The sequence below is a fragment of the Shinella sp. WSD5-1 genome, assembly GCF_963942435.1.
Lineage (GTDB): Bacteria > Pseudomonadota > Alphaproteobacteria > Rhizobiales > Rhizobiaceae > Shinella > Shinella yambaruensis.
The window spans coordinates 80,256-104,605 of the sequence record NZ_OZ012605.1 but is presented as its reverse complement, the minus strand read 5'-3'; the positions used below and the strand labels follow the sequence as shown (position 1 = coordinate 104,605).

The 24,350-nt window shown below is 66.1% G+C and carries 21 protein-coding genes; 16 read left to right on the top strand and 5 right to left on the bottom strand.

Annotated elements, in window-relative coordinates:
- Positions 1 to 46: 46 nt before the first annotated feature.
- From argH to AABQ55_RS35940, 8 genes are all read left to right on the top strand, one after another.
- Positions 47 to 1,501, top strand: a complete 1,455-nt coding sequence (gene argH / locus AABQ55_RS35975; protein WP_272809531.1) for an argininosuccinate lyase — start codon at positions 47 to 49, stop codon at positions 1,499 to 1,501.
- Entirely contained in the window at positions 1,498 to 2,364 is an 867-nt protein-coding gene (locus AABQ55_RS35970; protein ID WP_244770541.1) for an amino acid ABC transporter permease, read from the top strand. Before argH ends, AABQ55_RS35970 begins: the two co-directional genes overlap by 4 nt.
- Before the next feature lie 14 nt (positions 2,365 to 2,378).
- Positions 2,379 to 3,149 (top strand): amino acid ABC transporter ATP-binding protein, encoded by a 771-nt coding sequence (locus AABQ55_RS35965; protein WP_018099103.1) that lies wholly within the window; start codon positions 2,379 to 2,381, stop codon positions 3,147 to 3,149.
- A gap of 29 nt (positions 3,150 to 3,178) precedes the next feature.
- On the top strand, positions 3,179 to 4,006 hold the full coding sequence (locus AABQ55_RS35960) for an ABC transporter substrate-binding protein (protein WP_272809532.1): 828 nt from the start codon (positions 3,179 to 3,181) through the stop codon (positions 4,004 to 4,006).
- Between the two features lie 64 nt (positions 4,007 to 4,070).
- Positions 4,071 to 5,477 (top strand): MmgE/PrpD family protein, encoded by a 1,407-nt coding sequence (locus AABQ55_RS35955; protein WP_272809533.1) that lies wholly within the window; start codon positions 4,071 to 4,073, stop codon positions 5,475 to 5,477.
- A 12-nt stretch (positions 5,478 to 5,489) separates the two neighbouring features.
- Positions 5,490 to 6,359: a polysaccharide deacetylase family protein gene (locus tag AABQ55_RS35950; RefSeq protein WP_272809534.1), complete on the top strand. Its 870-nt coding sequence runs from the start codon at positions 5,490 to 5,492 to the stop codon at positions 6,357 to 6,359.
- Between the two features lie 325 nt (positions 6,360 to 6,684).
- Positions 6,685 to 7,509: an ABC transporter substrate-binding protein gene (locus AABQ55_RS35945; protein ID WP_272809535.1), complete on the top strand. Its 825-nt coding sequence runs from the start codon at positions 6,685 to 6,687 to the stop codon at positions 7,507 to 7,509.
- Between the two features lie 14 nt (positions 7,510 to 7,523).
- Entirely contained in the window at positions 7,524 to 8,501 is a 978-nt protein-coding gene (locus tag AABQ55_RS35940) for an NAD(P)H-quinone oxidoreductase (protein WP_272809536.1), read from the top strand.
- Between the two features lie 41 nt (positions 8,502 to 8,542).
- Here the strand turns inward: AABQ55_RS35940 and AABQ55_RS35935 are convergent, their stop codons facing one another.
- From AABQ55_RS35935 to AABQ55_RS35925, 3 genes are all read right to left on the bottom strand, one after another.
- Positions 8,543 to 9,043, bottom strand: a complete 501-nt coding sequence (locus AABQ55_RS35935) for a GNAT family N-acetyltransferase (protein ID WP_443021347.1) — start codon at positions 9,041 to 9,043, stop codon at positions 8,543 to 8,545.
- A 115-nt stretch (positions 9,044 to 9,158) separates the two neighbouring features.
- Entirely contained in the window at positions 9,159 to 9,815 is a 657-nt protein-coding gene (locus tag AABQ55_RS35930; RefSeq protein ID WP_272809567.1) for a pentapeptide repeat-containing protein, read from the bottom strand.
- 225 nt (positions 9,816 to 10,040) lie between these two features.
- On the bottom strand, positions 10,041 to 11,039 hold the full coding sequence (locus tag AABQ55_RS35925; RefSeq protein ID WP_272809537.1) for a helix-turn-helix transcriptional regulator: 999 nt from the start codon (positions 11,037 to 11,039) through the stop codon (positions 10,041 to 10,043).
- A gap of 107 nt (positions 11,040 to 11,146) precedes the next feature.
- Between AABQ55_RS35925 and AABQ55_RS35920 the strand changes: the two genes are divergently transcribed.
- From AABQ55_RS35920 to AABQ55_RS35885, 8 genes are all read left to right on the top strand, one after another.
- Entirely contained in the window at positions 11,147 to 12,403 is a 1,257-nt protein-coding gene (locus AABQ55_RS35920; RefSeq protein ID WP_272809538.1) for an MFS transporter, read from the top strand.
- A complete protein-coding gene (locus AABQ55_RS35915; RefSeq protein WP_272809539.1) occupies positions 12,400 to 14,397 on the top strand; it encodes a TonB-dependent receptor in 1,998 nt (665 codons plus the stop codon). Before AABQ55_RS35920 ends, AABQ55_RS35915 begins: the two co-directional genes overlap by 4 nt.
- Positions 14,398 to 14,407: 10 nt before the next feature.
- On the top strand, positions 14,408 to 15,562 hold the full coding sequence (locus AABQ55_RS35910) for an FAD-dependent monooxygenase (protein ID WP_272809540.1): 1,155 nt from the start codon (positions 14,408 to 14,410) through the stop codon (positions 15,560 to 15,562).
- Positions 15,563 to 15,685: 123 nt separating this feature from the next.
- Entirely contained in the window at positions 15,686 to 16,513 is an 828-nt protein-coding gene (locus tag AABQ55_RS35905; RefSeq protein ID WP_272809541.1) for a helix-turn-helix transcriptional regulator, read from the top strand.
- Between the two features lie 108 nt (positions 16,514 to 16,621).
- The gene (locus tag AABQ55_RS35900; protein ID WP_272809542.1) at positions 16,622 to 18,727 is read left to right on the top strand and encodes a TonB-dependent receptor; all 2,106 of its coding nucleotides are present in this window, start codon (positions 16,622 to 16,624) and stop codon (positions 18,725 to 18,727) included.
- A 1-nt stretch (position 18,728) separates the two neighbouring features.
- Entirely contained in the window at positions 18,729 to 19,991 is a 1,263-nt protein-coding gene (locus AABQ55_RS35895) for an MFS transporter (protein ID WP_272809543.1), read from the top strand.
- Between the two features lie 12 nt (positions 19,992 to 20,003).
- Positions 20,004 to 20,636: a class I SAM-dependent methyltransferase gene (locus tag AABQ55_RS35890; RefSeq protein ID WP_272809544.1), complete on the top strand. Its 633-nt coding sequence runs from the start codon at positions 20,004 to 20,006 to the stop codon at positions 20,634 to 20,636.
- Positions 20,633 to 20,914, top strand: a complete 282-nt coding sequence (locus AABQ55_RS35885) for a cupin domain-containing protein (RefSeq protein WP_272809545.1) — start codon at positions 20,633 to 20,635, stop codon at positions 20,912 to 20,914. Before AABQ55_RS35890 ends, AABQ55_RS35885 begins: the two co-directional genes overlap by 4 nt.
- A gap of 19 nt (positions 20,915 to 20,933) precedes the next feature.
- Here AABQ55_RS35885 and AABQ55_RS35880 read toward each other — a convergent pair whose 3' ends face one another.
- Entirely contained in the window at positions 20,934 to 22,370 is a 1,437-nt protein-coding gene (locus AABQ55_RS35880) for an NAD-dependent succinate-semialdehyde dehydrogenase (RefSeq protein ID WP_272809546.1), read from the bottom strand.
- Between the two features lie 19 nt (positions 22,371 to 22,389).
- A complete protein-coding gene (locus AABQ55_RS35875) occupies positions 22,390 to 24,342 on the bottom strand; it encodes a 3-hydroxyacyl-CoA dehydrogenase NAD-binding domain-containing protein (RefSeq protein ID WP_272809547.1) in 1,953 nt (650 codons plus the stop codon).
- Between the last annotated feature and the right edge of the window lie 8 nt (positions 24,343 to 24,350).

The window sequence follows — 24,350 nt, the reverse complement described above, 5'->3', positions numbered from 1 at the left end:
AGGCAACCTGCGCTCGGGAACACATTCATCGACATGGGAGACTGACATGAAGGAACAAGCGACATTGCTTTGGGGAGGACGCTTTTCGAGTGGTCCATCTCCGGAGCTGGCGGCCCTTTCACGGAGCAATCCCAGCTTCTTCCGCCTGTCCCCCGAGGACATCGCCGGATCGCGCGCCCATGCGCGGGAACTTGCGCGCGCCGATGTCCTGACGGGAGACGAGCTGGCGACGATGCTGCAGGCGCTCGATGCCATCGCGGCAGATGTCGCCGCAGGGCGGGAGAAGCCGAAAGCTTCGGATGAGGACCTGCACACTTTCCATGAACGGCTGCTGGTCGAGCGGCTGGGCACATTGGGCGGGAAACTGCGCGCCGGACGGTCGCGCAACGACCAGACCGCAAACAACACCCGTCTCTACCTGCGCCGCACCGCGCGCAGGCTCGTGAACCTGGTCCTCGTCGTGCAGGACGCGCTTGCGACGCAGGCGACGGAACACGTCGAGACGGTCATGCCGGGCTTCACCCACCTTCAGCCCGCCCAGCCGGTTTCGCTCGGCCATCACCTCATGGCCCACGCGCAGTCCCTCAGCCGCGATATCGAGCGCTTCATCGACTGGGATCGCCGCTTCGACCGTTCGCCGCTCGGCGCCGCCGCGCTGGCCGGCTCGGCCTTCGCCCGGGATACGGAAAGCTCCTCGCGCGATCTCGGCTATGCCCGCCCCTGCGAAAATTCCATCGACGCCGTGGCAAGCCGCGATGTCGTGTCGGAATTCCTGTTCGTTACGGCCATGCTCGGCGTCAACCTTTCGCGCCTTTCGGAGGAGATCTGCATCTGGGCTTCGCGCCAGTTCGCCTGGGTGAAGCTGCACGATTCCTATTCGACGGGCTCGTCGATCATGCCGCAGAAGAAGAACCCCGACATCGCGGAACTCGCGCGCGGCATGTCCGGCACGATGATCGGCAATCTTGCTGGCATCCTCGCCACACTGAAGGCGATGCCGCTCGCCTACAACCGCGACCTTGCCGAAGACAAGCGGGCGCTGTTCGAGACGATCGACCTCCTCGATCTCATCCTGCCCGCCTTTGCCGGCATGGTGGCGACGATGACGTTCGACACCGGGCGCATGGCCGCCGATGCCCCGCGTGGCTTCACGCTGGCGACCGAGGTGGCGGACTGGCTGGTCCGGCAGGGCATCCCCTTCGCGCACGCCCATGAAATCTCGGGCGCCACCGTGCGCTATTGCGAGGAACGGGACATGGAGCTCGACGGGTTGACCGAAGCCGATCTGCCGAAGATCGACGCCGCGCTGACCGCCGACGTGCTGCGGACCATCGATCCCGTCCGGGCGCTTGCCGAACGCTTCGGTCAGGGCGGAACGGCTCCTGCCCGGGTGCGCGAACAGATTGCCGCATTCGCCGACACCTGCACGCGGCAGCGCGCCTGGGCGGCGCGCGGCCTCGAGGGCGTGGCGCTGGAACCCACGGCGGGGGTTGCCGCATGACGGACACCACCCTTCCTCAATCCAGCCGCGATGCCCATGACATCGCCCATCTCGAACTCGTCCCGCGCAGGCATGTGGGGCGAATGATCTTCGCCGCCATCGTGCTCCTCATGGTGGCGCTGCTGGTCCGCGCCTTCGTCGTCGGGCAGATCGAATGGCCGGTCGTCGGCCAGTTCCTGTTCGCCCCCGTCATCATCCAGGGTATCTGGAACACACTGCTGATGACGGTCGCGGCCATGTCGCTCGGCATCGCGCTCGGTGTGCTCATCGCGATCATGCGCATTTCCGGCAATCCGGTGCTCGAATATATCGCCCTGGTCTATGTCTGGATCTTCCGCGGTGCGCCGGCGCTGCTGCAATTGCTGCTCTGGTTCAACCTTGCCCTGATCTTCCCGACCATGGGCATTCCCGGCCTCTTCGAGTTCAACACCGTTGAGGTGATGACGCCCTTCGTCGCCGCCATGCTCGGCCTCGGCATCCAGCAGGGGGCCTATACGTCGGAAGTCGTGCGAAGCGGCTTGCTGTCGGTCGATGCCGGCCAGTACGAGGCCGCCCGGACGATCGGCATGACAGGCATGCAGACGCTGCGCCGCATCGTGCTGCCGCAGGCCATGCGCGTCATGGTGCCGCCGGTCGGCAACGAGGTGATCAGCATGGTCAAGCTCACCTCGCTCGCCTCGGTGATCCAGTATTCGGAGATCCTGCACAATGCGCAAGTCATCTACTACGCCAACACCCGCGTGCTGGAGCTCCTGATGGTCGCCAGCTTCTGGTACCTCGCCATCGTCACGGTGCTCTCGCTGATCCAGTCCCGGATCGAACGCTATTACGCCCGCGGCACCCGCGGCCGCACGACGATCTGAGGGGAGGCCGTGACATGACAAGCGAGATTCTGGTCAAGGCGGTCGATGTCTGCAAGAGCTTCGGCACCTTCAAGGCGCTGCAGGACGTGAGCCTTGAGGTGCGGAAGGGCGAGGTGAGCTGCATCATCGGCCCCTCCGGCTCGGGCAAGAGCACGTTCCTGCGCTGCATCAACCTCTTGGAACGCATCGATTCCGGCGCGATCTGGGCCAATGGCGAGCTGATCGGCTACCGCCGCGACGGCAACAAGCTCTACGAGATGAGCGACGCGGAGATCGCCCGCCAGCGGCGCGGCATCGGCATGGTCTTCCAGCGCTTCAACCTCTTTCCGCACAAGACCGCGCTGGAAAACGTGGTGGAAGGGCCGGTGCAGGTGCTCGGTGAAAGCCCGAAGGCCGCGCGCGACCATGCGCTGGAACTGCTCAAACGCGTCGGCCTTGCCGACAAGGCCGGCAGCTATCCGGCGGAGCTATCCGGCGGGCAGCAGCAGCGCGTTGCCATTGCCCGCGCGATGGGCATGCGTCCCTCGCTCATCCTGTTCGATGAGCCGACATCCGCACTCGACCCCGAGCTGGTGGCCGAGGTGCTCGACGTGATGAACGACCTCGCCGCCTCCGGCATGACGATGATCGTCGTCACCCACGAAATGGGCTTTGCCCGCAACGTCAGCAACACCGTCGCCTTCATGGATGGCGGGCGGCTGATCGAGCACGGCCCCTCGGCGCGGGTCCTGACCCAACCCGACAACCCCCGCACCGCTGATTTCCTCAAGGCCGTGCAACGATAACCGCAAGAACCGACAGGATGGGAACCACAATGCAAAAAGCAATTCTGGCCGCTTCGGCCTGCCTCTTCGCCATGACCGCACATGCGCAGGATCTGCCGGAAAAGTACAAGACCGCCGGCAAGCTGATCGTCGCCAACACGCCGAACTATCCGCCGATGGAGTATCGCGACCCGGCGACGAACGAACTCGTCGGTGTCGATATCGACCTCGGCAAGGCGCTGGCAAAACAGCTCGACACGGAAATCGAATGGTCCGAGATCGGCTTCGAGCAGATGGTCTCCTCGCTCAACACCGGCCGCGTCGATCTCGTGCTGAGCGGCATGAGCGACCTGCCGGCCCGCCGCGAGACCATGGACTTCGTCGACTACATGCGGTCCGGCGCGCAGTTCTACACCTCGGCCAAGCGCAAGGACGAGTTCAAGACCCTCACCGACTTCTGCGGCAAGACCGTCGGCATGAGCCGCCGCACCTCCTTCCCGGACGAAGCCGCCAAGTGGAGCGCGGCAAATTGCGAGGCGAACGGCAAGCCGGCGCTGAACATCGTCGGCACGGAAGGCTCGGCTGACGCCCGCACGCAGCTCAAGCAGGGCCGCCTCGACGGCGCGGTGCAGGGCTCGGAAACCCTGCCTTACCTGCTGACGCTCGAGAAGGACACCTACGCCATCGTCGGCGAGCCCTTCACGGAAGTCTATCAGGGCATCGGTTTCTCCAAGCAGACGCCGGAGCTGCGCGACGCCATCGCCGGCGCGCTGAAGGCCATCATGGCCTCGGGGGAATATAAGGCCATCTTCGAGAAATACGACCTTGCCGGCAGCACGCTGGACGGCGTGATGATCAACGGCGAAGCCGCGAAGTGATCGGAGAACGGCCCGGCGCGCCTGCCGGGCCGTTCTCCCCGCCTGCCCCAATGAGGATGTCATGATGTCCGATGCTGCCCGAGGCGGCCTGCCGGCGTTGCCGCATGTCGAGGCGCTTGCCGAATTCTGCGCCAGGCTGGCCCCTGCCGACCTGCCCGGCCGGATCGTCGCCCGCACGAAATCTCACCTTCTCGATACGCTCGGTGCCGCACTCGCCGGCACCCGATCCGCCGAATTCCGCAGGATGCGGGCGCTCGCCGCACCCGGCGGGCAGACGCCGCTTCTGGCCTCGTCCGAGCGGACGGCCCCGCGCGATGCGGCGCTTGTCAACGGCGTTGCCGCCCATGTCTTCGAGCTCGATGATTCCGGCGGCTGCGACCACACCGGCGCCGTCGTGTTGCCGGCGCTGCTGGCTGCCCTGCCCTCCTGCCCTGCGCCGGTCTCCGGCGGCGATCTCATCTGCGCGCTGACCGCCGGATACGAGGTCGGCCGGCGCGTGCTGGATGCCTCGGGCGGTTACGGCGCCCATAATGGCGCGGGCTGGCACTCCACCGGCACCTGCGGCACGCTGGCGTCGGCTGCCGCGGTCGCCCGGCTGCGCGGTTACGACAGTGCACTGTTTCGTCAGGCCGTGACGCTGGCGACCAGTTTCTCTTCCGGCCTGTGGGCCTTCAACCACGACGGCAGCCAGGCGAAGAAGGTGCATGCCGGCCGGGCCGCCGAGGGCGGCCTGCTTGCTGCCGATCTCGCCGCTGCCGGCTTTTCCGGCCCCGCGCAGGTCTTCGAGGATGTCTGGGGTGGCTTCTTCCGTTCCTTCGTGCGCGATGCGGGCCGGCCGGAGGAGTTTTCCGCGGGTCTCGGCTCGGCCTGGAAGATCGAGCGGGCCTCGCTGAAGCCTTATGCCGCCTGCCGCGGCGCCCATTCCGCCATCGACGCCGTTCGCGATATCCTCACCGACACAGGCCGTGCCGCTGCCGATGTCGTGAAAATCGAGTTGAGGCTAAGCCCTTTCCTGATGGACATGTGCGGCCGGGCGCGGCTGGAAACGCTGGCAGGCGCCCAGATGAGCCTCGGCTACGCGCTGGCCGCACTCTCGGTCTTCGGCCGCGTCGATCTCGAGCAGTATTCCGCCGCCGCGCGCAGCGACCCGCGCATCGTCGATGCGCTCGGCCGCATCCGGCTTCATCCCGACCGGGACATGCCGCAGATGGCCGAACCCGAGGTGACCGTCACCTTCGCGGATGGCAACAGCAGGACCGCCATGGTGCCGCGTGCCACCGGCTCCAGCGAACGCCCCATGACCGATGCGGCCATCCGCGCCAAGTTCGACAGTCTCGCGTCGATGGCGCTGCCCGTCGCCCCCGTTGCCGGTCTTGCGGCCTTCGTCGAGACGCTGGAACGGCAGGACGACTGCCGCGGCCTGCCCGAACTGCTGGTATCGGCGGAGCCCGAGCCGCCGGTCTTTGCCTGAAGAGGAGGTTTCATGACATATGATCTCAGCCCCCGGCCGCTCAACCCGGCGCCACCCGCACCGCATTTCGACTGGCCGCACGGCAAGAAGAGCGCGCTGTTCATCGGCTTCGACGTCGATGCCGAAACCGCCTGGATCGGCAACAACCACGCCAATGTCGACCGGATGGTGACAACCTCGCTGGGTGGCTACGACGCGCGCGTGGGGATCGCCAAGATCCTCGACCTCATGGACGTGCTGAACCTCAAGGCAACCTTCTTCATTCCCGGCTGGACCGCCGAGGCCCATACGGCGGCCTGCGAGCCGATCGTCAGGGCCGGACATGAGATCGCCCATCACGGTTACCTGCACAAATGCCCGGACCGCAACAAGCTGGATGAGGCCAGGGAGGAGATCGACCGCGGGCTGGCCGCGCTGAAATCCCGCCTTGGCGTCACGCCCGTCGGCTACCGGGCCCCGTCCGGCGAGAATTTCCCGGAGCTGCTCGCCTACCTCTCCGAACGCGGCCTGCGCTATTCCAGCTCCTTCCGCGACGATATCCGCCCCTATCGCCACAAGCTGGCCGACGGCCGGCCCGGCCCCGTGGAAATTCCGGTCAACTATGCGTTCGACGACTGGAACTTCGGTATCACCAGCCGCCTGGACGGCCGCCCGCTCTTCGGCAGGGACGCCATCCTGCCCCTCTGGCGGGAAGAATTCGCCGGCACCCACGAATGGGGCGGAGTGAGCACCCTGGTCCTGCATCCGCAAGTTTCCGGCCGGCCGATGCGCTGGCGGATCCTCCACGATTTCCTCGCCGAGATCGCCGCGCGCGACGACGTCTGGATCGCGACAGGCGCCGAGATCCTGGCGCATTACGAAGCCAGCACCGCACCGGCCTAGAAGACCGGTCACGCGCTGCCGGCAAGTCGACCCGCAGGAAAGCCCGACGTGCTTTCCTGCGGGCAATCGCGTTTGTGCATCCTGGCCCTAGTCGTTTTCCTCATAGCCTTAGCCGATATTTGCGTTTGATCGCCGGCAGAACTCTGCCAACCTTGGAACCGCAATAAAAACAAGTAACTAGCTAGGCGGGACCGAGGAAGATCCCGCCACGCCCTGCCGCATCGGCATGGGGCCGCCAGCCTCTCTGGAAGAGCGGACCCGTGCACCGGCCGGACCAACGTCAACCACCATCAGAGGGATGAACATGTCGAAACGAAACGCAATTTTGAAAGCCCTGGCCCTCGCGGCCGCCATCACCCTTCCTGCCACGGCCGGCGCCGAGGACATTGCCATGCCGCAGGCCCTCAAGGACAAGGGTCGTCTGGTCGTCGGCATCGAATCCAGCTATCCGCCCATGGCCTATCGCGATACGGCGACCAACGAACGCATCGGCCTCAACATCGACCTGGTGACCGCTATCGGAAAGAAACTCGGCATCGATGTGCAGTGGGAGGAGATGGGCTTCGAGCAGCTGATGACCTCGGTGGAAACCGGCCGCATCGACATGATCGGCGCCGCGATCAGCGATCTTCCCAAGCGCCGCGAGAAGATGACCTTCGTCGACTATCTCGTCACGGGCGCGCAGCCCTTCACGCTCAAGGACAAGGCCGAGACGCTGAAGACGAATCTCGACCTGTGCGGCCAGCGCGTCGGCGCGCCGAGCTTCACCAGTTACTTCCCCGAGGCGAAGAAGTGGAGTGACGAGAACTGCGTCGCGGCGGGCAAGCCGGCCATGATCGTCAACGGCACGAACGGCGCCACGGCAACGCGCCTCGACCTGAAGCAGGGCCGCCTCGATGCCGGCGTGCTCGGCCCGGAATTCGTCGTCCACCTGATGCGCGACGAGCCGGATACCTATGCGCTCGTCGGCGAGCCGCTGCTGACCAGCCTCTTCGGGCTTGCCTTCAAGAAGGACGACGTGGCGACAAGGGACGCCGTCGCCAAGGCGATCAACGCGCTGATCGCCGACGGCACCTATACCGAGATTCTCAAGAAACACGGCCTGGAGAAATGGGCGATGACCTCCACCAAGATCGACGCGGGCCAGTGAGCGGAGGACGATCGATGCACGCGATCTTGCTGCCGCGCACAGGCGGCCCGGATGTCCTGGAGTGGCGCGAGGTGGAAACACCTCGCGCAGCACCGGGAGAGGTGGTGATCGCCGTTGCGGCCGCCGCCCTCAATTATTCCGATCTGCTCCAGCGTCGGGGCACCTACAGCCTTGGAATTCCGCTGCCCCTGATCCTCGGCATCGAATGCTCCGGCACGATCGTCGAACTGGGCGACGGCGTCGAGGGCTGGCAGGTCGGAGAACGGGTCTGTGCGCTGGTCGCCGGCGGGGCGTATGCGGAGCAGGTGGCGGTGCCTGCGGCACAGCTCCTGCCGCTTCCCGCCAATGTCGATCCGATCGCCGCGGCCGGGCTTCCCGAGGCTGCCTGCACGGTCTGGTCCAATCTTCTCGATATCGCCCGGCTTCGGCCCGGCGAAACCGTGCTCGTCCATGGTGGTGCCGGTGGCATCGGTTCCTTCGCCATCCAGACGGCCCGCGCCATGGGCTGCCGTGTCTTCGCCACCGCGGGTGGAGAGGCGAAGCTGTCGCGCTGCCGCGCCTTCGGCGCCGACCGGGCGATCTCCTACCGCAACGAGGATTTCGTTGCCGTCGTTCGGGCGGAAACCGGCGGCAGGGGCGTGGATGTCATCCTGGACAATATGGGAGCGCCTTATCTCTCACGGAACATCTCCGCGCTGGCGCATGACGGCCGCATCGCGATGATCGGTCTTCAGGGGGGACGATCGGCGGAGATCAATCTCGGCCAGATGATGGGTCTTCGCGCTTCGCTGTTCACCACCTCGCTGCGCGACCGACCGCTCGCCGAGAAGGCGCGGATCGTCGCGGGCGTGCGCCGCGATCTCTGGCCTCTCCTGGAAAACGGCCGGGTCGCGCCGGTGATCGACCGGACCGTCCCTTTGCAGGAGGCACGGGCAGCGCATGCCTATATGGAGAGCGGCGGCCATGTCGGGAAAATCCTCCTGACCGCATAACCAGGCACTGCCCCTTGGCGGGGCAGCGCCCGTTCCCGGCATTAATCCGCAAGCGCCTCGAGTGCCTCGTCCTCCAGGCGGAAGAACAGCTTTTCCGGTTTGGGCGCGCCACCGAGGCGCTCATAGAAGGCAACGAGACGCAGGTCGGACGAATCCGCCGTCCAGTCGATGCGGGAAAGGCCGCGGCTCGATGCAATGCGGGCCAGCGCCCGCATCAGCGTCTTGCCGATGCCACGCTCGCGCTGCGCGTTTGAAACGTAAAGCTCTTTCAGGAAGATGCCCGGCTTCAGGCCGGGGCCGGGATAGATCGCGGAAAATGCGGCAAATCCCAGCACGGCCTCTTCATCCTCGCAAAGGAGGATTTCCGCTGCGGGCGGGCGGCGCGCCAGTCCAGCAATGATCTCTTCGTGTGACGGACAATAGACCCCGTAATGCGTCTGCATTTCCTGCATCAATGCAGCCAGCCTGGGCAGCGCCGGGTCGTCCTGCAAGAAAAAGCGTGTTTCGGTTTTCATGTGCGTCCTGATATCGATCGACTGCATCCTGCGCATCCCGCGCTCTTCTATACCAGAAATGGCGGAGGCGAACGGCCAAAGGTTCGCGAGCGTCTGAGCCGGACGATCCTATCGCGAAACGTGTGAGTGGAGACGAGACGTCTCAGTCCCTCGGGCAAGGCCAGGTCGCCGGCGTCTTGAGGCCTTTCGGAAGCCGCGTCGCGGTGTCGCCGCAGGCAATGTCGATTTGGGACTGGTCGAGGCCGGTCGCGCGGGAAAGATCCAGGCTCTCGATCCGCGTCAGCAGCATGAACGCCCTGTCGAAGCCGACCGTTCCTTCCACGCTCGCCTTGCTCAGATCGGCACGAGAAAGGTTCGCATAGGCAAAGCTCGCGCCCGAGAGGATCGCCTGGTCGAAGGACGCGCGGCTGAGGTCGGCCTTCTCGAAATTCGCGTAGCGCAGGTCGGCGCCATTGAACGCGGCGCGCTGAAGTTCTGCGGATGCAAACGAGGCTCCCTGCGCAACGACATTCTGCAGGTTGGATCGATAGGCTTCGACCCTTGCGAAATTCGCCTTGTTCAGACGGGCACCGTTGAACCAGGCCCGGATCAGGGTCGCCTTCTCCAGGACGGCCTCCGTCAGGTTCGTATCGCGCATGTCGGTGTAGCTCAGATCGGCATCGCGGAAATTGGCGCCGGTGAAGTCGCTGCCGCCCAGCATCAGGTTCTTCTTGCTGCAGGCGCTCCAATCAACCTCGGGCGCGGGGTCCGCCCGGCAATCCGCGGCGTCGGCATGACCGAGAGGAAGGCCCACGGTCATCGCCAGACATGCCGCGACGAAACCCAAAAGCATACCCTTCCGCAGTCCGCTCACCGACGTCACTCCCGTTGCAAAGACATTTTCCAATCCGACCGCACCTTAAATATGGCGATCAGAATCCGAATGTCATCAGCCAACCGCATATATGGACGCCGGATCGGGTATTCGCTTGCTGCCGGGGTTTGGGTATCTCCACATCGCCTTTGCCCCACGGAGTGACCTTCGTCACGCCTCCCCGTCTTCGAGGCGAGCGGCAAGCGCGCGGGATGGCTGCATGCCGAAGCGGCGGAGGAAGAGCTGGGAAAAATGGCTCGGATTGCTGTAGCCGACGGCAATTGCCGCCTGGGTGACGTTCATTTCCCCCCGTTCGATCAGGCGGCGGGCTTCCAGAAGCCGCTGCTCCTTGAGGAAGGTGTAGACGGCGAAGCCATAGAGGCTCTTGAAGCCGGACTTCAATCGCTTCTGCGTCAGGCCGACCTCGCGGGCCAGTTCGTCGAGCGTCCAGGGACGGGCGAGTTCGTCGACCAGCAGGTCGCGGGCACGCTGGAGCGGGCGGCGGTCGCGCGGCGGGATCGTCTGGGCCGGCTGCGTGCGGCGCATCGCGGCGATGGAGGCATTGATGATGTCGAGGGCGCGGGCCTCGAAGGCGAGGTCGTCCCCCTCCACCATGGCGCTGTCGAAGAGCGCGCGCGCGACGGCGAGCAGATTCGGTGGCACGGGCAGAACGCCGACCCAGGTGCCGTTGCCGGACGCCATGTGCAGGGCGTGGTTCTCGTCGAGATCGGTAAGGAGGTCGCCGGCGCCGAGCCTCTGCCAGAGGCTGATGTCGACCCGGATGTCCATGCCCTTGAAGCGGGTGCCCACGGGCACGTCATAGAGGCCGAGGGCCCCGTGCGGCGCGGCCATGATGTAGATGCGGCCCGGCCGGTAGGGGATAGATGACAGCCGTTGCTCGGCGTCGCTTCCCAGCAGCCATCCCTGTCCCGACGCCTCGAAGAGGAAATCGATCGCGACACAGGGCTCCGTTGCGAAGCGGCCGACGAAATCGGCCCCGATCACCATGTCGAAGACGGAGATCGTGAGGCCCGGCCGCACGCCGAGGATCTTGTAGGCGCCGTCCGTCGAGGTGGCGGAAAAGGTCGGGTCGGCAGGGCTCGGGCCAAGCACGACCACGTCGTCCTGATCGGACTGCGCTAGAACGCGCTGTTCCACACGGAGATTCATCTGCCTCACCAAATAATGGACCGGATCGCAATATCACTGAACCTGATTACAATAGTCAAGTTTTGCGCATCGGCCTAGTGAGGTCGCGAAATGCATTGTGAGGGTTGATGTCGACTGCTGTTGTGAATTTCGCCGGACGCTCGGCGAGCTGGGCCGTGCTGGGCCTGCTGGCCGGCCTCTACGCCGCTCAGTCGGTCACCGGCTCGATGGTACAGACCGCGCTGCCCGTGGTGCTGCGGGATGCCGGCTTGCCGCTCGATCAGATCGGCTATCTGGCCGTGCTGTTCCTGCCCTGGGCGTTGAAGTTCCTGTGGGCGCCGCTGATCGACCGCTTCCTGAGCGAGCGCATCTGGATCCTTTCCTGCCAGCTCGGCATCATCCTGTGTTTCCTTGCTGCCACAGCGCTGCCGCCGCAGATCCATATGGGCGCCCTTGCCGTGGTGCTGCTCGTCATGGGTTTCTTCGCCGCGACGCAGGATGTCGCGACCGATTCCCTAGCAGTCCGGGCTTCCGATGCCGAATCCCGCGGGCTTGCCAGCGGGGCCTCGACGGCCGGCGCCTATCTCGGTTTCCTCATCGGCGGCGGTCTCTGGCTCGTCGTCTACCAGCATGCCGGCTGGGCGGTTTCCATGGCCGCCATGGCCGGCTTCGTCTGTCTGCTGACCATTCCGGTCTTCCTGTCCGGCGGCGTTGCGGCCCCGAGGAGCAAGATGGCTTCGACCAGCCGCATGGCGGGCCTCAGGCGGACGATCACGAACCGCGCCCTGATGCACGGCCTGGCCTTCCTCGTGGTGTACCAGGTCGGCCTTCGCATGGGATCGGCGCTCACCGGACCCTATCTGGTCGACAAGGGCATTGCGCTCGACACGATCGGCCTCCTGCGCGGCGCAGGTGGCGCGGTCGCCGGCTTCATCGCCTCCTCGCTCGGTGCTCTCCTCGTGCAGGCGGCGGGCATCCCGCGGTCGATCGTGATCGCGGCCATGCTCAATGTCCTTCTGCTCGCAGCGCTCGGCCTTGCCGAATTTACCGGATCGGCCACGCCGATGCTCGCCCTCGGCCTCCTGCTCGTGCAGGTCGGGGCCGTCGCCTTTTCCTTCGTCGCGCTCTATGCGGCCATGATGAACTGGTGCAATCCGGAACAGACGGCGACGGACTTCGCCGTGCTCCAGAGCATCGACGCGATCCTTGCCATTGCTGCGTCCTCCGTTGCCGGCCTGCTCGGCAGCGCCTTCGGCTATGGCTGGCTGTTCGCCGCCTCGGCGGTCCTCATCCTCGCCGCCATTCTCCTCGCTCCCCGTACGCTCGGCGCCTCCGCCCGGATGGCGCAGGGCCTCGCACTTCCAGAAAAGGTATCGGAACCATGATGCGTCACAGCCTGTCCGGCGTCTCCTTTCTCGCCCTCGCCGCCAGCCTCTCGCCTTACAGCGCGGTGGCGCAGGACGTTGCCGCGGCATCGACGCTCGAGCCGATCATCATCACGGCCACCAAGCGCAGCGAAGACTATTTCCTGCTGCCGTCCACGGCCGATATCGCCGATACGGACGTGCTTCTGTCAAGCGACATCGATACCGTCGCCGATCTCGACCGCATCTTCCCGGACGTCAACATCCGCTCGCGCTCCAGCCGCGCTTATGCCAACTTCACCATACGCGGCCAGGCCTCGCTCGATTTCTACAATCCGAGCACTCAGGTCTATGTCGACGGCCTGCCACAGGACAGCTTCAACCTGACTCGCGCACTGCCCGGCGGCCTTGAAAGCGTCGAGCTGCTCTATGGTCCGCAGGGCTCGCTGTATGGCCGTGGTGCGATCGGCGGCGTCATCAACATCGTCACCCGCAAGCCGGACAACGAGGCGCGGTTCGACTTCGACGCCAACCTGACGAATGAAGGCGGCGGCGGCACCTTCCATGCCAGCACGCCGCTGATCGAGGATGTGCTCTACGGCGATGCGAGCCTTTCGTTGCTGGACACCAAGGATATGTACACGACCACGACCGGTGCGGATGTCGGCGGCACGAGGGACGTCAACGGGCAGGTCCGCCTCCGTTATGCTCCGACAGAAAGCCCCTGGGACGTGACTGTCAGCGCCGGCCGCGGCCATGTCTCCTCGACCGAGGAGTATTTCGTCCTGGAATCGATGCTGAACGACCGCATCGCCTTCGATGCGCCATCGGAATACGATCTCGACACCTGGAACCTTGGCATCAATGCCGCCTACGATCTCGGCTTTGCCACCGTCACGGCGCTGACCGGCTACCAGAAGAGCGCTCTCGACCGTACGGTCTTCGGCACCTACACGCCGGAGAAGCAGTGGACGCTGAGCCAGGAGCTGCGCATCGCCTCCAACCCCGATCAGGGCAGCCCCGTCGATTATGTGGCCGGCCTCTACTACCAGCATCTCGACTTCACGCGGACCGTGCCCATCGCCAACCAGACGTCGCGGCAGAAGATCGACTCCTATGCGCTTTTCGGCGATGTGACCTGGCACGCCACCGACCGCCTCGACATATCGCCCGGCCTGCGCCTCGATTACGAGCGCGCGACCGCCGAGGCGGTGGGCGGCGTGAATTTCAACGGCGACAACGCGTTCACCGCCCTCTCGCCGAAACTCGGCGCGAGCTACGGCCTGTCTGACGAATGGCGCGTCTATGGTCTTCTCAGCACCGGCTTCAAGGCCGGCGGCTTCACCCGCAACGTGACGTCCGCCAACAACGCCTTCACCTATGATCCGCAGCACACCTACAATGGCGAGGTGGGGCTCAAATACCGTGACGAGGCAGGCCTGCTGGAGGTGCAGCTTTCCGCCTATTACAACGTCACCAAGGACTACCAGATGTTCGTCGACGTGCAGCCGTGGCAGTACCTCCAGAATGTCGGCGAGGTGACGGCAAAGGGCATCGACCTCAAGGTCCGCGCGAAACCCACGGAGGAATTCGGCATCACCGCGGGCCTTGCCTATAACCACACGCGCTTTACGGACTACGACAATCCCGTGACGCCGGGCACGGACTTCACCGGCAACACCGTGCCCTATGCCCCGGAGTTCACCGCCAACCTCCTGCTTGACTATCGCTTCGAGCTGGAAAGCGGTCGCGGTGCGCTGGTTCCCTATGCCGGCCTCACCTATGTCAGCGAACACTATTTCGACGAGACGAACACGATCGGCCAGAAGGGCTATGCGCTGCTGGATCTCGGCGTCAAGTGGGAGCTGGACGACAAGGTCACCGCCGAGGCCTTCGTGACGAACGTCTTCGACAAGACCTATACGACCTATGGCTTCCAGTATCCCGGTCTCGGCAACCTCTACCAGCTCGGGCAGGGGCGCACGATCGGCGGCCGCATCAACATGACGTTCTGAGGAGCCCGGCATGCGTATCCTCATCGTCGGCGGCGGGCCCGCAGGCCTGACCTTCGCCGCCTGCCTGCTGCGGCACGGCATCGAACCGGTCGTCGTGGAAAAGGCCGCCCGTGGCCGTACCGGCGGCTATTCCATCGGGTTGCACATCAACGGCTGGCAGGTCGCCGAACGGCTCGGTCTCGTCGAGGCCTTTCGGGCGAAGGCCATGCCGCTCGGCCCCGCCCATCATCTCGACCGGCGCGGCCGAAAGCTCTTTTCCTATGACTACCGCACGCTGGCGAAGGCGGCGGAGGGGCGGCTTCTCGCCATCATGCGGAGCGATTTCCACGAGATCCTGACCGATGCCGTCGAAGGCAGGTGCCCGATCCGCTACGAGACGACCGTCACGGCACTTGAGGACGACGGGGGCGGTGTCGACGCCACCTTCTCCGATGGCAGCAGCGAGCGCTTCGATCTCGTCGTCGGCGCGGATGGTTACCGCAGCGCGGTCCGCGCCCTTGCCTTCGGCCCGCACGACGAATTTCTCCGGCCGCTCGGCTACCGCGCCAGCGCCTGGCGCGTGCCGCTCGGCAAACCTCTCGGGGCAAGCTTCGTCGGCATGATGGACGTCGACCATCAGGGCGGCCTTTACGCCGTCGGCGACGGTACCGCCGCCACGCTCTTCTGTTGGCGCGACGCGCGGACCGGCCGGCTCGATCCGGAGGCACGGCGCGCCGTGCTGCAAAAGGAGTTCGGCCATTGGCCGGAGCCGGTGGCCTCCGCGCTCACATCGGCCATCGACTGGGACCAGGCCTTCTTCGACACGGTCGCCCAGATCGAGGTCCCGAAATGGTCGAAGGGCCGGATCGCGTTGCTCGGAGACGCCGCCTGGTGCCTGACGTTCCTTGCCGGCCAGGGCACGTCCACCGCGATGGCCGGCGCCTACATCCTTGCCGCCGAGCTCGCGCGCAAGAACCACACGGAAGCCCTTGAGAGCTATGAGGCCCGGATGCGGCCGCTCGTGACGCGGATGCAGTCCGTATCCCGCAAGATCGGCGGGCACTACATCCCGCAGAGCACGTTCGGCATGCGCCTGCAGTCCTGGATCCTGCCGGTCATGCTCTCGCGGCCCCTCATCCGGTTCACGTCCAGCCGGCTGGCCGCGCCATTGCTGGCGCTCGACTGAACAGGTGCACAAATAACTTGACTAACAAATTCATATATTGTGATCGTTCTCCGGTCGAAACCGATACACGCGGAAGCCGGCCGCCCGCCGGCCGCGATGCTGCTCGTGCCTGCGGAGAATGCCGTGGAGATCATCCGCGCCTGTGGCCTCAACATTTTCCTGGAGACATCGAGCGTACGGCGGGAAATGGTCTGGGAAAGCACAACGCCGCCCGGCCACTGGCTCGGAACGCTGCTGGAAGGCAGCCTTTCGGTCCAGCAGGAGGGGTTCGGCGAACATCGCTGGGAGGGCGGCGGCGGCACGATCTTCTCCACCAGCGACAATGTCGCGACGCGCCATGTCGTCCTGCGTGACGGCAGCGTCGCAGCCGTCTTCGTGCAGATCGAGGCGGAAATGGCCGAACCGCTGATCGGCGGCGATACGCTGGCGCTCATCGCGCGCAAGACGCCCGATCCCCGCCCCGCCCTGCCGGAAGCGGCCCGGACGATCGCCTGGCAGATGCTCGGCTGCCCGCTGCGGGGGCCTGCCCGCCGTCTCTACATGACCGGCAAGGCGATGGAGATGGTCGCCCATGTGCTCGACGACGCCACCATGCCGGATCATGTTTGCGATCCCGGCGGATGGTCGGCCCGCGACATCGCCCGGCTGCACGAGGCGCGCAGCATCCTCCTGGCCGAACTCGCCGCGCCGCCGAGCGTACCGGAGCTGGCCCGCCGGGTGGGCACGAATGCGAAGAAGCTGGGGGCCGGCTTCCAGGCGCTGTTCGGCACCACCGTCTATGGCTTCGTCAAGGCGAGCCGGCTGGATGCCGCCCGGCTGATGCTTGAGGGCGGCGAAACGTCGATTACCCACGTTGCCCGTCAGGTCGGCTACCAGCCGCAGCATTTCGCCACCGAGTTCCGCCGCCGCTTCGGCGTGGCACCCACCACCATCGCCGGCAGGGCGCGCTGACCCGATAGTCCGATTCCCGAACGTCTTTGCCGCGATCCCGAACGGTCGCGCAATTGTGCCACCGGCCGGCCGCATGCGAAGACCCTCACAAACATGAGGGATTTGATCATGAATAAGAAACGCCACGTCGTCCTGCATGCCGCCGTCCTTGCGACAGCCATGGATGCCGGCTCGCTTGCAGCCCAGGAGCGGGCGGCAGACGGAACCGCGTCCGCCGGGGCGACGGTCCTGGAGCAGATCGTCGTCACGGCCCGCCGGCGCGAGGAGAAAATCCAGAGCGCCCCGGTGGCGGTCACGGCCATTCCCGCCGATGCGCTCGGCAAGGGGCAGACGGACACGATGGAGGATGCGGCCTTCAAGGCACCGAACGTGCTCTTCAACGGCCAGGGCGGCCCGGTCAGTATCCGCGGCGTCACGTCGCTCGGCATTGCCGGCGGCGTCGACCGGCAGCCGGCGGTTGGCATGTTTCTCGATGACGTCTACCTCGCGCGGCCGATGGGCTATCCCTTCATCCTGGAAGATCTGGAGCGGGTCGAGGTCGTGCGCGGCTCGCAGGCGACGCTCTACGGCAAGAACACGATCGGCGGCGCGATCAACCTGATCTCGCGCATGCCGGGCGACACGGCCGGCGGCGAATTTTCCGCGACGATCGGCACGGATCTCGACAGCCGCTTCAAGGCGGCCTTCGAGACGCCGATCGAGGGAACGGACTGGGCGGTGCGCGCCTCCGGCGCCTGGAGCGGTAATCGCGGCTATATCGAAAACCTCGTCACGGGAGAGGATGTCAGCGATACCGATTTCTTCTCCGGCCGCGTGGTCGCGACCGGGCAGGTGGGCGACGGCACGCGGATCAAGATCACCGGCGACTACACGCGCGACCGCAGCGATGGCGGGCTCTGGTACGCACCCCTGCCGCTTGCCTTCGACCACAAGGCGACGCACGACTTCGAGCCGGAGAACCGCGTGGACAGCGGTGGGGTCTCCATGCGCATCGATCATGACTTCGAGACCATGCAACTGACCTCGGTCACTGCCCTGCGCGGCCATGAAATGCGCAGCTATCTCGACGGCGACTTCACTGCGACGCCCTATATCGGCCAGGCGCAGGAGGAGACGCAGCGCCAGTTCAGCCAAGAGCTCCGCCTCTCCTCGCTGAACGACGATGTCTTTCGCTGGAGCGGCGGCCTTTTCTACATGCATGAGCGCTTCGAAGGCACGCAATACTTCGATCTTGCCACCTTCCCGCGTGATCTGTGGAGCCGCGATGTCTTCGAACAGTCGGCCGACACGGTCTCGGTCTTCGGCGAGGCGAGCTATTTCCTGACGCCGGAATGGGAGGTTTCGGCCGGCGGGCGCTACACCCTCGACCGCAAATCGACGACGAGCGAGATCTCCTCGTCGAGCGGCAGCTCCATGTTCGGTACGCCGGGCCGGGCGGAAGGCGACGCCACCTTCTCCAACTTCTCGCCGGAAGCGGCCCTTGCCTATCACCTGTCCGAAGGCAATCTGGTCTATGCCAAGATCAGCCGCGGCTACAAGTCGGGCGGCATCAGTCCCTATATCGAGGCGGACGGCTCGGCGAACCGCTATGATCCCGAAACCACCACCTCCTACGAGCTCGGCACCAAGGCGACCTCGGACGACGACCGGTTCACCCTGGCGGCCTCCCTCTTCTACATCGACTGGAAGGACCAGCAGGCGGTCATCTACACGACACCGTTCACCCGCGTCTATCGCAATGCCGCGGCCGCGACCTCGAAAGGCCTGGAGATCGAGGCGACGGCGCAACTGACCGAGGAAATCGGGCTGCGCGCCAGCTATGGCTATACCCATGCCAGATATGACGATTTCGTCGATACGGTGATGGGAGCGGTCTATACCGGCAACGACCTGCCCTTCGCGCCGCGCCACAGCGTCGGCGCCGGCCTGACCTTCGAACGCGAGCTTGCGGCCGGCGCCGTTCTCAAGGCCGGCATCGACTATACGTTCCGCAGCTCCTATGCCTTCACCGCCGACAACACGTACCGGCAGGAGCCGACGCATCTCGTCGATGCCCATCTCAGCGTCGCGAAGGACGGCTGGAGCGCCAGTCTCTGGGCCAAGAACCTGACGGATGAGCGCTACTTGAAGAACTACTTCAGCTACAGCGGCACGGACATGGGCGTCGCCGCGCCGGGCCGCACGATCGGCATCACGCTTGCGAAGGTGTGGTGACATGACGGGACACGAAAATGCCGTGCCTCTCGCCCTCCCGCAAACCGGCACCCCGGCGGAGACCGGCCAGCTGCGCTTCTTCCTGCTGATTGGTGCGCTCTATTTCACGCAGGGCCTGCCGATGGGACTTTCCATGGAGGCCGTGCCCGTCCTCATGCGCCAGGGCGGCGCCTCGATGGATGTCATAGCGCTGGTGCCGCTTGCCGGCCTGCCCTGGATCATCAAGTTCCTGTGGGCACCCGTAGTCGACAACCACTGGAAGGCAGGGTTCGGCCGGCGCAGGAGCTGGATCGTGCCGATGCAGGTGATCCTTGCCGTCTGCCTGGTCGTGCTCGCCTTCCTGCCGCTCGAGGGACAGGGCCTGTCTTTCGCGGTGGTGGCACTCGCGCTCGGCTCGATCGCCAGCGCCACGCAGGATACCGCAACGGACGGCCTTGCCGCCGAGCAGCTCGCAGGTCGTGGCCTCGCCTATGCCAATGCCCTGCAGATCGGCGGCATGATGGCCGGTTTCATGGTCGGTGGCGGCGGGGTCCTGATGATCGCCGACACGCTCGGTCAGCAGGGCGTGTTTCTGCTGCTCGCCCTCTTCCCTGCCCTGACGGTCGGCCTCGCGCTCTCCTGGCGTGAACCCCCGCGGCCTGCCGCCGCCCGCGACGGCGACAGGGCGCGGCTTGCCGATACATTCCGCCGCCCGGGCATCCGGCTGCTTCTCGCGCTGGCGTTCATCTACGGCGGCGCCCATGCGGGCGGCCTCAGCGTCAGCAAGATCTTCCTGGTCGATCAGGGCTGGTCGAACCAGGACACCGGCCTTGTCGCGACTTTCAGCGGTTTTGTGATGCTGCTTGTCGGCTGCCCGCTCGGCAGTGCGCTGACCGCGCGCAACCGGTGGTTCGCCATGGCAGCGGGCATGGCGCTTGCCGCGATCTCCTTTGTCCTCTGGAGCCTGCTCGCCGGCGGCATTCTGCCTGCCGGGTGGTCCTCGGTCCTGCTCGCCATCGGCGTCCTGTCCGTCGCGAGCGGCTTCATCGCGGTGTCTGCCGCGACGATCATCATGGCCTTTGGCGGCGCCGGAAAACAGGCGGGCACGGATGTCACCGTGCTGCAAAGTGCCAACGTGCTCGGCGAGATGGCGATTGCCGGCCTCGTGGTCTGGGTGGTCGGACGCGCCGGTTATGGCCTAACCTTCGCAGGCGCCGCGCTCCTCTTGGTCCTGGCCCTTCTCTTCGTTTCGCGCGCTGCCCGCGCCATTCACCTTACCCGATAAGCGAGGCCCTTCATGTTCACCCTTTCCTCCGGCATGGTCGACCGCATCGCGCGGCGGCCGGGCGGCCTGCTCGGCTACCTGCTCTACCGCTTCCCCTTCGGCCACAAGACCGGCTTCGATCTTGCTTTCAGCCGGCTGCCGCCGGCGCGCGGCGATCTCGTCCTGGAAGTCGGCTGCGGTGGCGGCGTCTTCCTGCGCCGGCTCCTGAAATGCGGCTGTCGGGCGATTGCCGTCGACCACAGCCCGGAGATGATCGCCAATTCGGGCCGTCTCAACGCCAAGGCGCTCGCCACGGGGCAGCTCTGCCTGCATGAGGCGGATGCGGCGGCCCTGCCCGTCTCGACGGGTACGGTCGACAAGGTCTATTGCCTCAATGCCTTTTTCTTCTTTCCCCGGCCGGCCGAAAGCCTCGCCGAGATGGCGCGTGTGCTGAAGCCCGGCGGCAGGCTGGCCCTCATCACGTCCCCGCCGGCCTTCCGCCGGCAGATCGCCCGCTTTTCCGCCAGCATGGCCGCGAGCATGCGCTTTGACGAGCCGGAAGCGCTGGCCGGATGGGCGGAAGCCTCGGGTCTGGTGCCGATCGAGACACGCGAGGTCGCCGGCGCCGGCTATCTGTTTATCGCCGGCAAGGAGACCGCGGCATGAGCGACGATGCCATCATCGAAATGCCGGGCTTCCGTGGCCGCATCACCGGCAGGCTGGGCGACATGGTGGTCATCGACGCGGAGGTGGAGGCCGATATCCCGGCACATGCCGCCGAGACGGAGGAGTTCGCCGTCGTCATCGCCGGCCGTTTCGAACTCGACATGAACGGTGAAACGCTCTCCTGCGGCCCCGGCGATCATCTCGTCGTCGGGGCCGGCGTCGACCATGCCATCCGCGTCATCGAGCCGGGCCGACTCATTCTCATCGGCAGGATGTGAGTTCCCGGTCATCGGCGCGTCAGCCCTTGCGGGTCACCAGGCGGGTATCGAGATAGGCCTGCAGCGCTTCTGCTCCTCCCTCCGTGCCGTGGCCCGAATCCTTGATGCCGCCGAAGGGGACTTCGGGCAGGGCCAGGCCGAGATGGTTGATGGAGACCATTCCGGCTTCCACCTCGTTGCCGAGCCGCGTCGCGGTGGCGCTGCTGCGCGTGAAGGCGAAGGCGGCAAGGCCGTAGGGCAGGCGGTTCGCCTCGCTGATCGCCTCGCCGAGATCGCCGAAGCGGTTGACGACCGCGACGGGGCCGAAGGGCTCCTCGTTCATGATGCGTGCCGCCACCGGCACGTCGGCCAGCACGGTCGGCTCGAAGAACCACCCTTCATTGCCGATGCGGCGGCCGCCCGTCTTCAGCGTCGCACCATGCTCAAGGGCGTCGCCGATCAGGCTTTCCAGCGCCGGGATGCGGCGGTCGTTCGCCAGCGGCCCCATCTCGATATCGGCATCGAGGCCGTTGCCGACCCGAACGGCCTTCGCCCCGGCCGTGAACCGCTCGGTGAAGGCATCGGCGATCTTCTCCTGCACGAGGAAGCGCGTGGGCGACACGCAGACCTGCCCGGCATTGCGGAACTTGTTGCCGACCATCAGGTTCACGGCAAGGTCAAGGTCCGCATCCTCGGCGACGATGACCGGCGCATGGCCGCCGAGCTCCATCGTGGCGCGTTTCATATGCGCGCCGGCGAGCGCGGCAAGCTGCTTGCCGACCGGTGTCGATCCGGTGAAGCTGATCTTGCGGATGACCGGGTGCGGGATGAGATATTCCGAGATCTCGGCCGGAACGCCATAGACGAGATTGATGACGCCGGCCGGGATACCTGCATCGGCGAAGGCGCGGATAAGGGCCGCGGGCGATGCCGGGGTTTCCTCCGGTGCCTTGACGATGATCGTGCAGCCGGCGGCAAGCGCCGCGGAAAGCTTGCGGACGACCTGGTTGATGGGGAAGTTCCACGGCGTGAAGGCGGCAACCGGCCCGACGGGCCGCTTCAGGGTGATCTGCAGCACATCCGGCGCACGGGAGGGGATGACCTGCCCGTAGGCGCGCTGCGCCTCGCCGGCAAACCAATCGATGACATCGGCGCCGGCCAGCGTCTCCATCCGCGCCTGCGACACCGGCTTGCCCTGCTCCAGCGTCATCATGACGGCGATCTCGTCCGCCCGCTCGCGCAGGATATCGGCGGCGCGGCGCATCAGCCTCGCGCGCTCATGGGCCGATGTCGCGCTCCACTGCGCGAAGGTGCGCTCGACGGCGGCCAGCGCCTCGTCGAGATCCGCACGATCCGCCCAGGCGACGGTGCCGATCGGCTGGGCCGTTGCCGGGTTGAGGACGGGAATGGTCCGGCCGCCGGTCCCCGGACGCCACACGCCGTCGATGAAAAGCAATGTGTCGGGATAAGTCGTCATCATAAGATCCTCATTCGTATCATGCGTGGTTCACATCGGCGCGGCCGAGCTGGAACATCGGCCCGCCGCGTCTCCGCGGAAAGCCATAGCCGTGGACTTCTACAAGGTCGATATCGACAGCGCTTGCCGCGATGCCTTCTTCAAGGATCGCCTGCCCCTCCTGTGCCATCGCGGCCATCAGTCTGGCAACGATCGTCTCGCCCGCCATGTCCTTTCGCGGCCCTACGAGCGGCGCGATGATCCGCTCCGCTTCCGCGGAGGGCTGGGGACGGCGGTCACCGGGCGCATAGTCGTACCAGCCGCCGCCGGTCTTCTGCCCCTTGCGCCCCGCGCGCACCAGAAGGTCCCCGGGCAGATCCGGCACGGGCTCGCCCCGCGCGCGGGTCGCCTCGCGATGGAGGAACGCGATGTCGAGGCCCGCCATGTCCTGCATTTCGAACGGCCCCATGGCAAAGCCGAAGCCACGCATCGCCGCATCCACGGCGGCAATGGGAACGCCACCACGGACCAGTGCTTCCGCTTCCGCCCGGAACCGGCGGAGGATGCGGTTGCCGATGAACCCGTCGCAGATGCCCGCGCGCACGGGGATCTTGCTGAGGCGGCGGGCAAGGTCGAAGCCCGTCGCCAGCACGTCCGGCGCCGTTTCCGGCGTCGGCACGATCTCCAGGAGTTTCATGATCTGCGCCGGGCTGAAGAAATGGAGGCCGAGAAAACGCTCCGGCCCCGGCAGGCCTTCCGCGATCAGCCGCGGATCGATGTAGGAGGTGTTGGTGGCAAGAATCGCATCCGGCCGGCAGATGCGTCCCAGCGCGGCGAAGACGGCGCGCTTGAAGGCGAGGTCCTCGAACACAGCTTCGATCACGAGATCGCACCGCTCCATGCCGTCATAGCCGATGCTCGTTTCGAGGTGGCCTAACCGCTCGGCCAGCTCTTCGCCGGTTATATGCCCCCTGCGCCGGGACGCCTCGAAGAGGCCCGCGATCGTGTCGCGTGCCCGCGAAACGCCGGCCGCATCCTGCTCGACAAGCACGACGGAAAGACCGGCATTGAGAAGCGCCGCGGCGATCCCGCTGCCCATCGTTCCGCCACCGACGACGCCCGCCGTCGCGACAGGCCTCGGCGCTATCCCGCGGATGTCTGCCGGCCGGAGTGCCGCGCGCTCGGCAAAGAACAGGTGGCGGAGGGCAGCCGCCTCCTCGCTCCCGCGCAGCGAAAGGAAAGTCGACCGCTCGCGCGCAAGGCCGGCCTCGGCACCCTGCTCTATCCCGCATTTCAGGGCCTCCAGCGCCTGCAGGGGCGCCGACGCGCCCTTCGCGCGCGATGCGATCCTCTTTTCCGCCTCCGTCCAGACCTCTTGCGCGGGCGCGGACAGCGGACGATCGAGGCTTGGCGGGGGCAAGGCTTTTTCGTGCACTTCGCGGGCGAAGGCGATGGCGCCCGGCAGCAGCGGTTCCTCGATCAGCGCATCGACCAGCCCGAGCCGTACCGCCTCCGCGGCGTCCACCGTGTGGTTCTCCGCAACAACCCGGATCGCCTCGGCGACACCGATCACCCGCGGCAGGCGCTGCGTGCCGCCGGCGCCCGGAATGATGCCGAGATTGACCTCCGGCAGGGCGAAACGGGCGGTTCCGGTCGCGACCCGCAGGCGGCATCCGAGCGCAAGTTCCAGGCCTCCGCCGAGCGCCGCACCGCGGATCGCCGCGATCCACGGCTTTCCCGCCCGCTCGATGCGCGCGATGACATCGGGAAGGAACGGCGGTTCCACCGGCCGGTCGAATTCGGCGATATCGGCTCCCGCGACGAAGAGGGCGCCGCCGCCGGTCAGGACGACGGCCCGGATCGCGGGGTCGCCGTCGAACTCCTGCGCCAGGGACAGCAGCCGCTCCCGTACGGTCCTGTTGATGGCATTGACCGGCGGATTTGCGATCGTGACGATCGCGACCCCGCCGTCGATATCGACACTGACGGTCATCTCGTTCT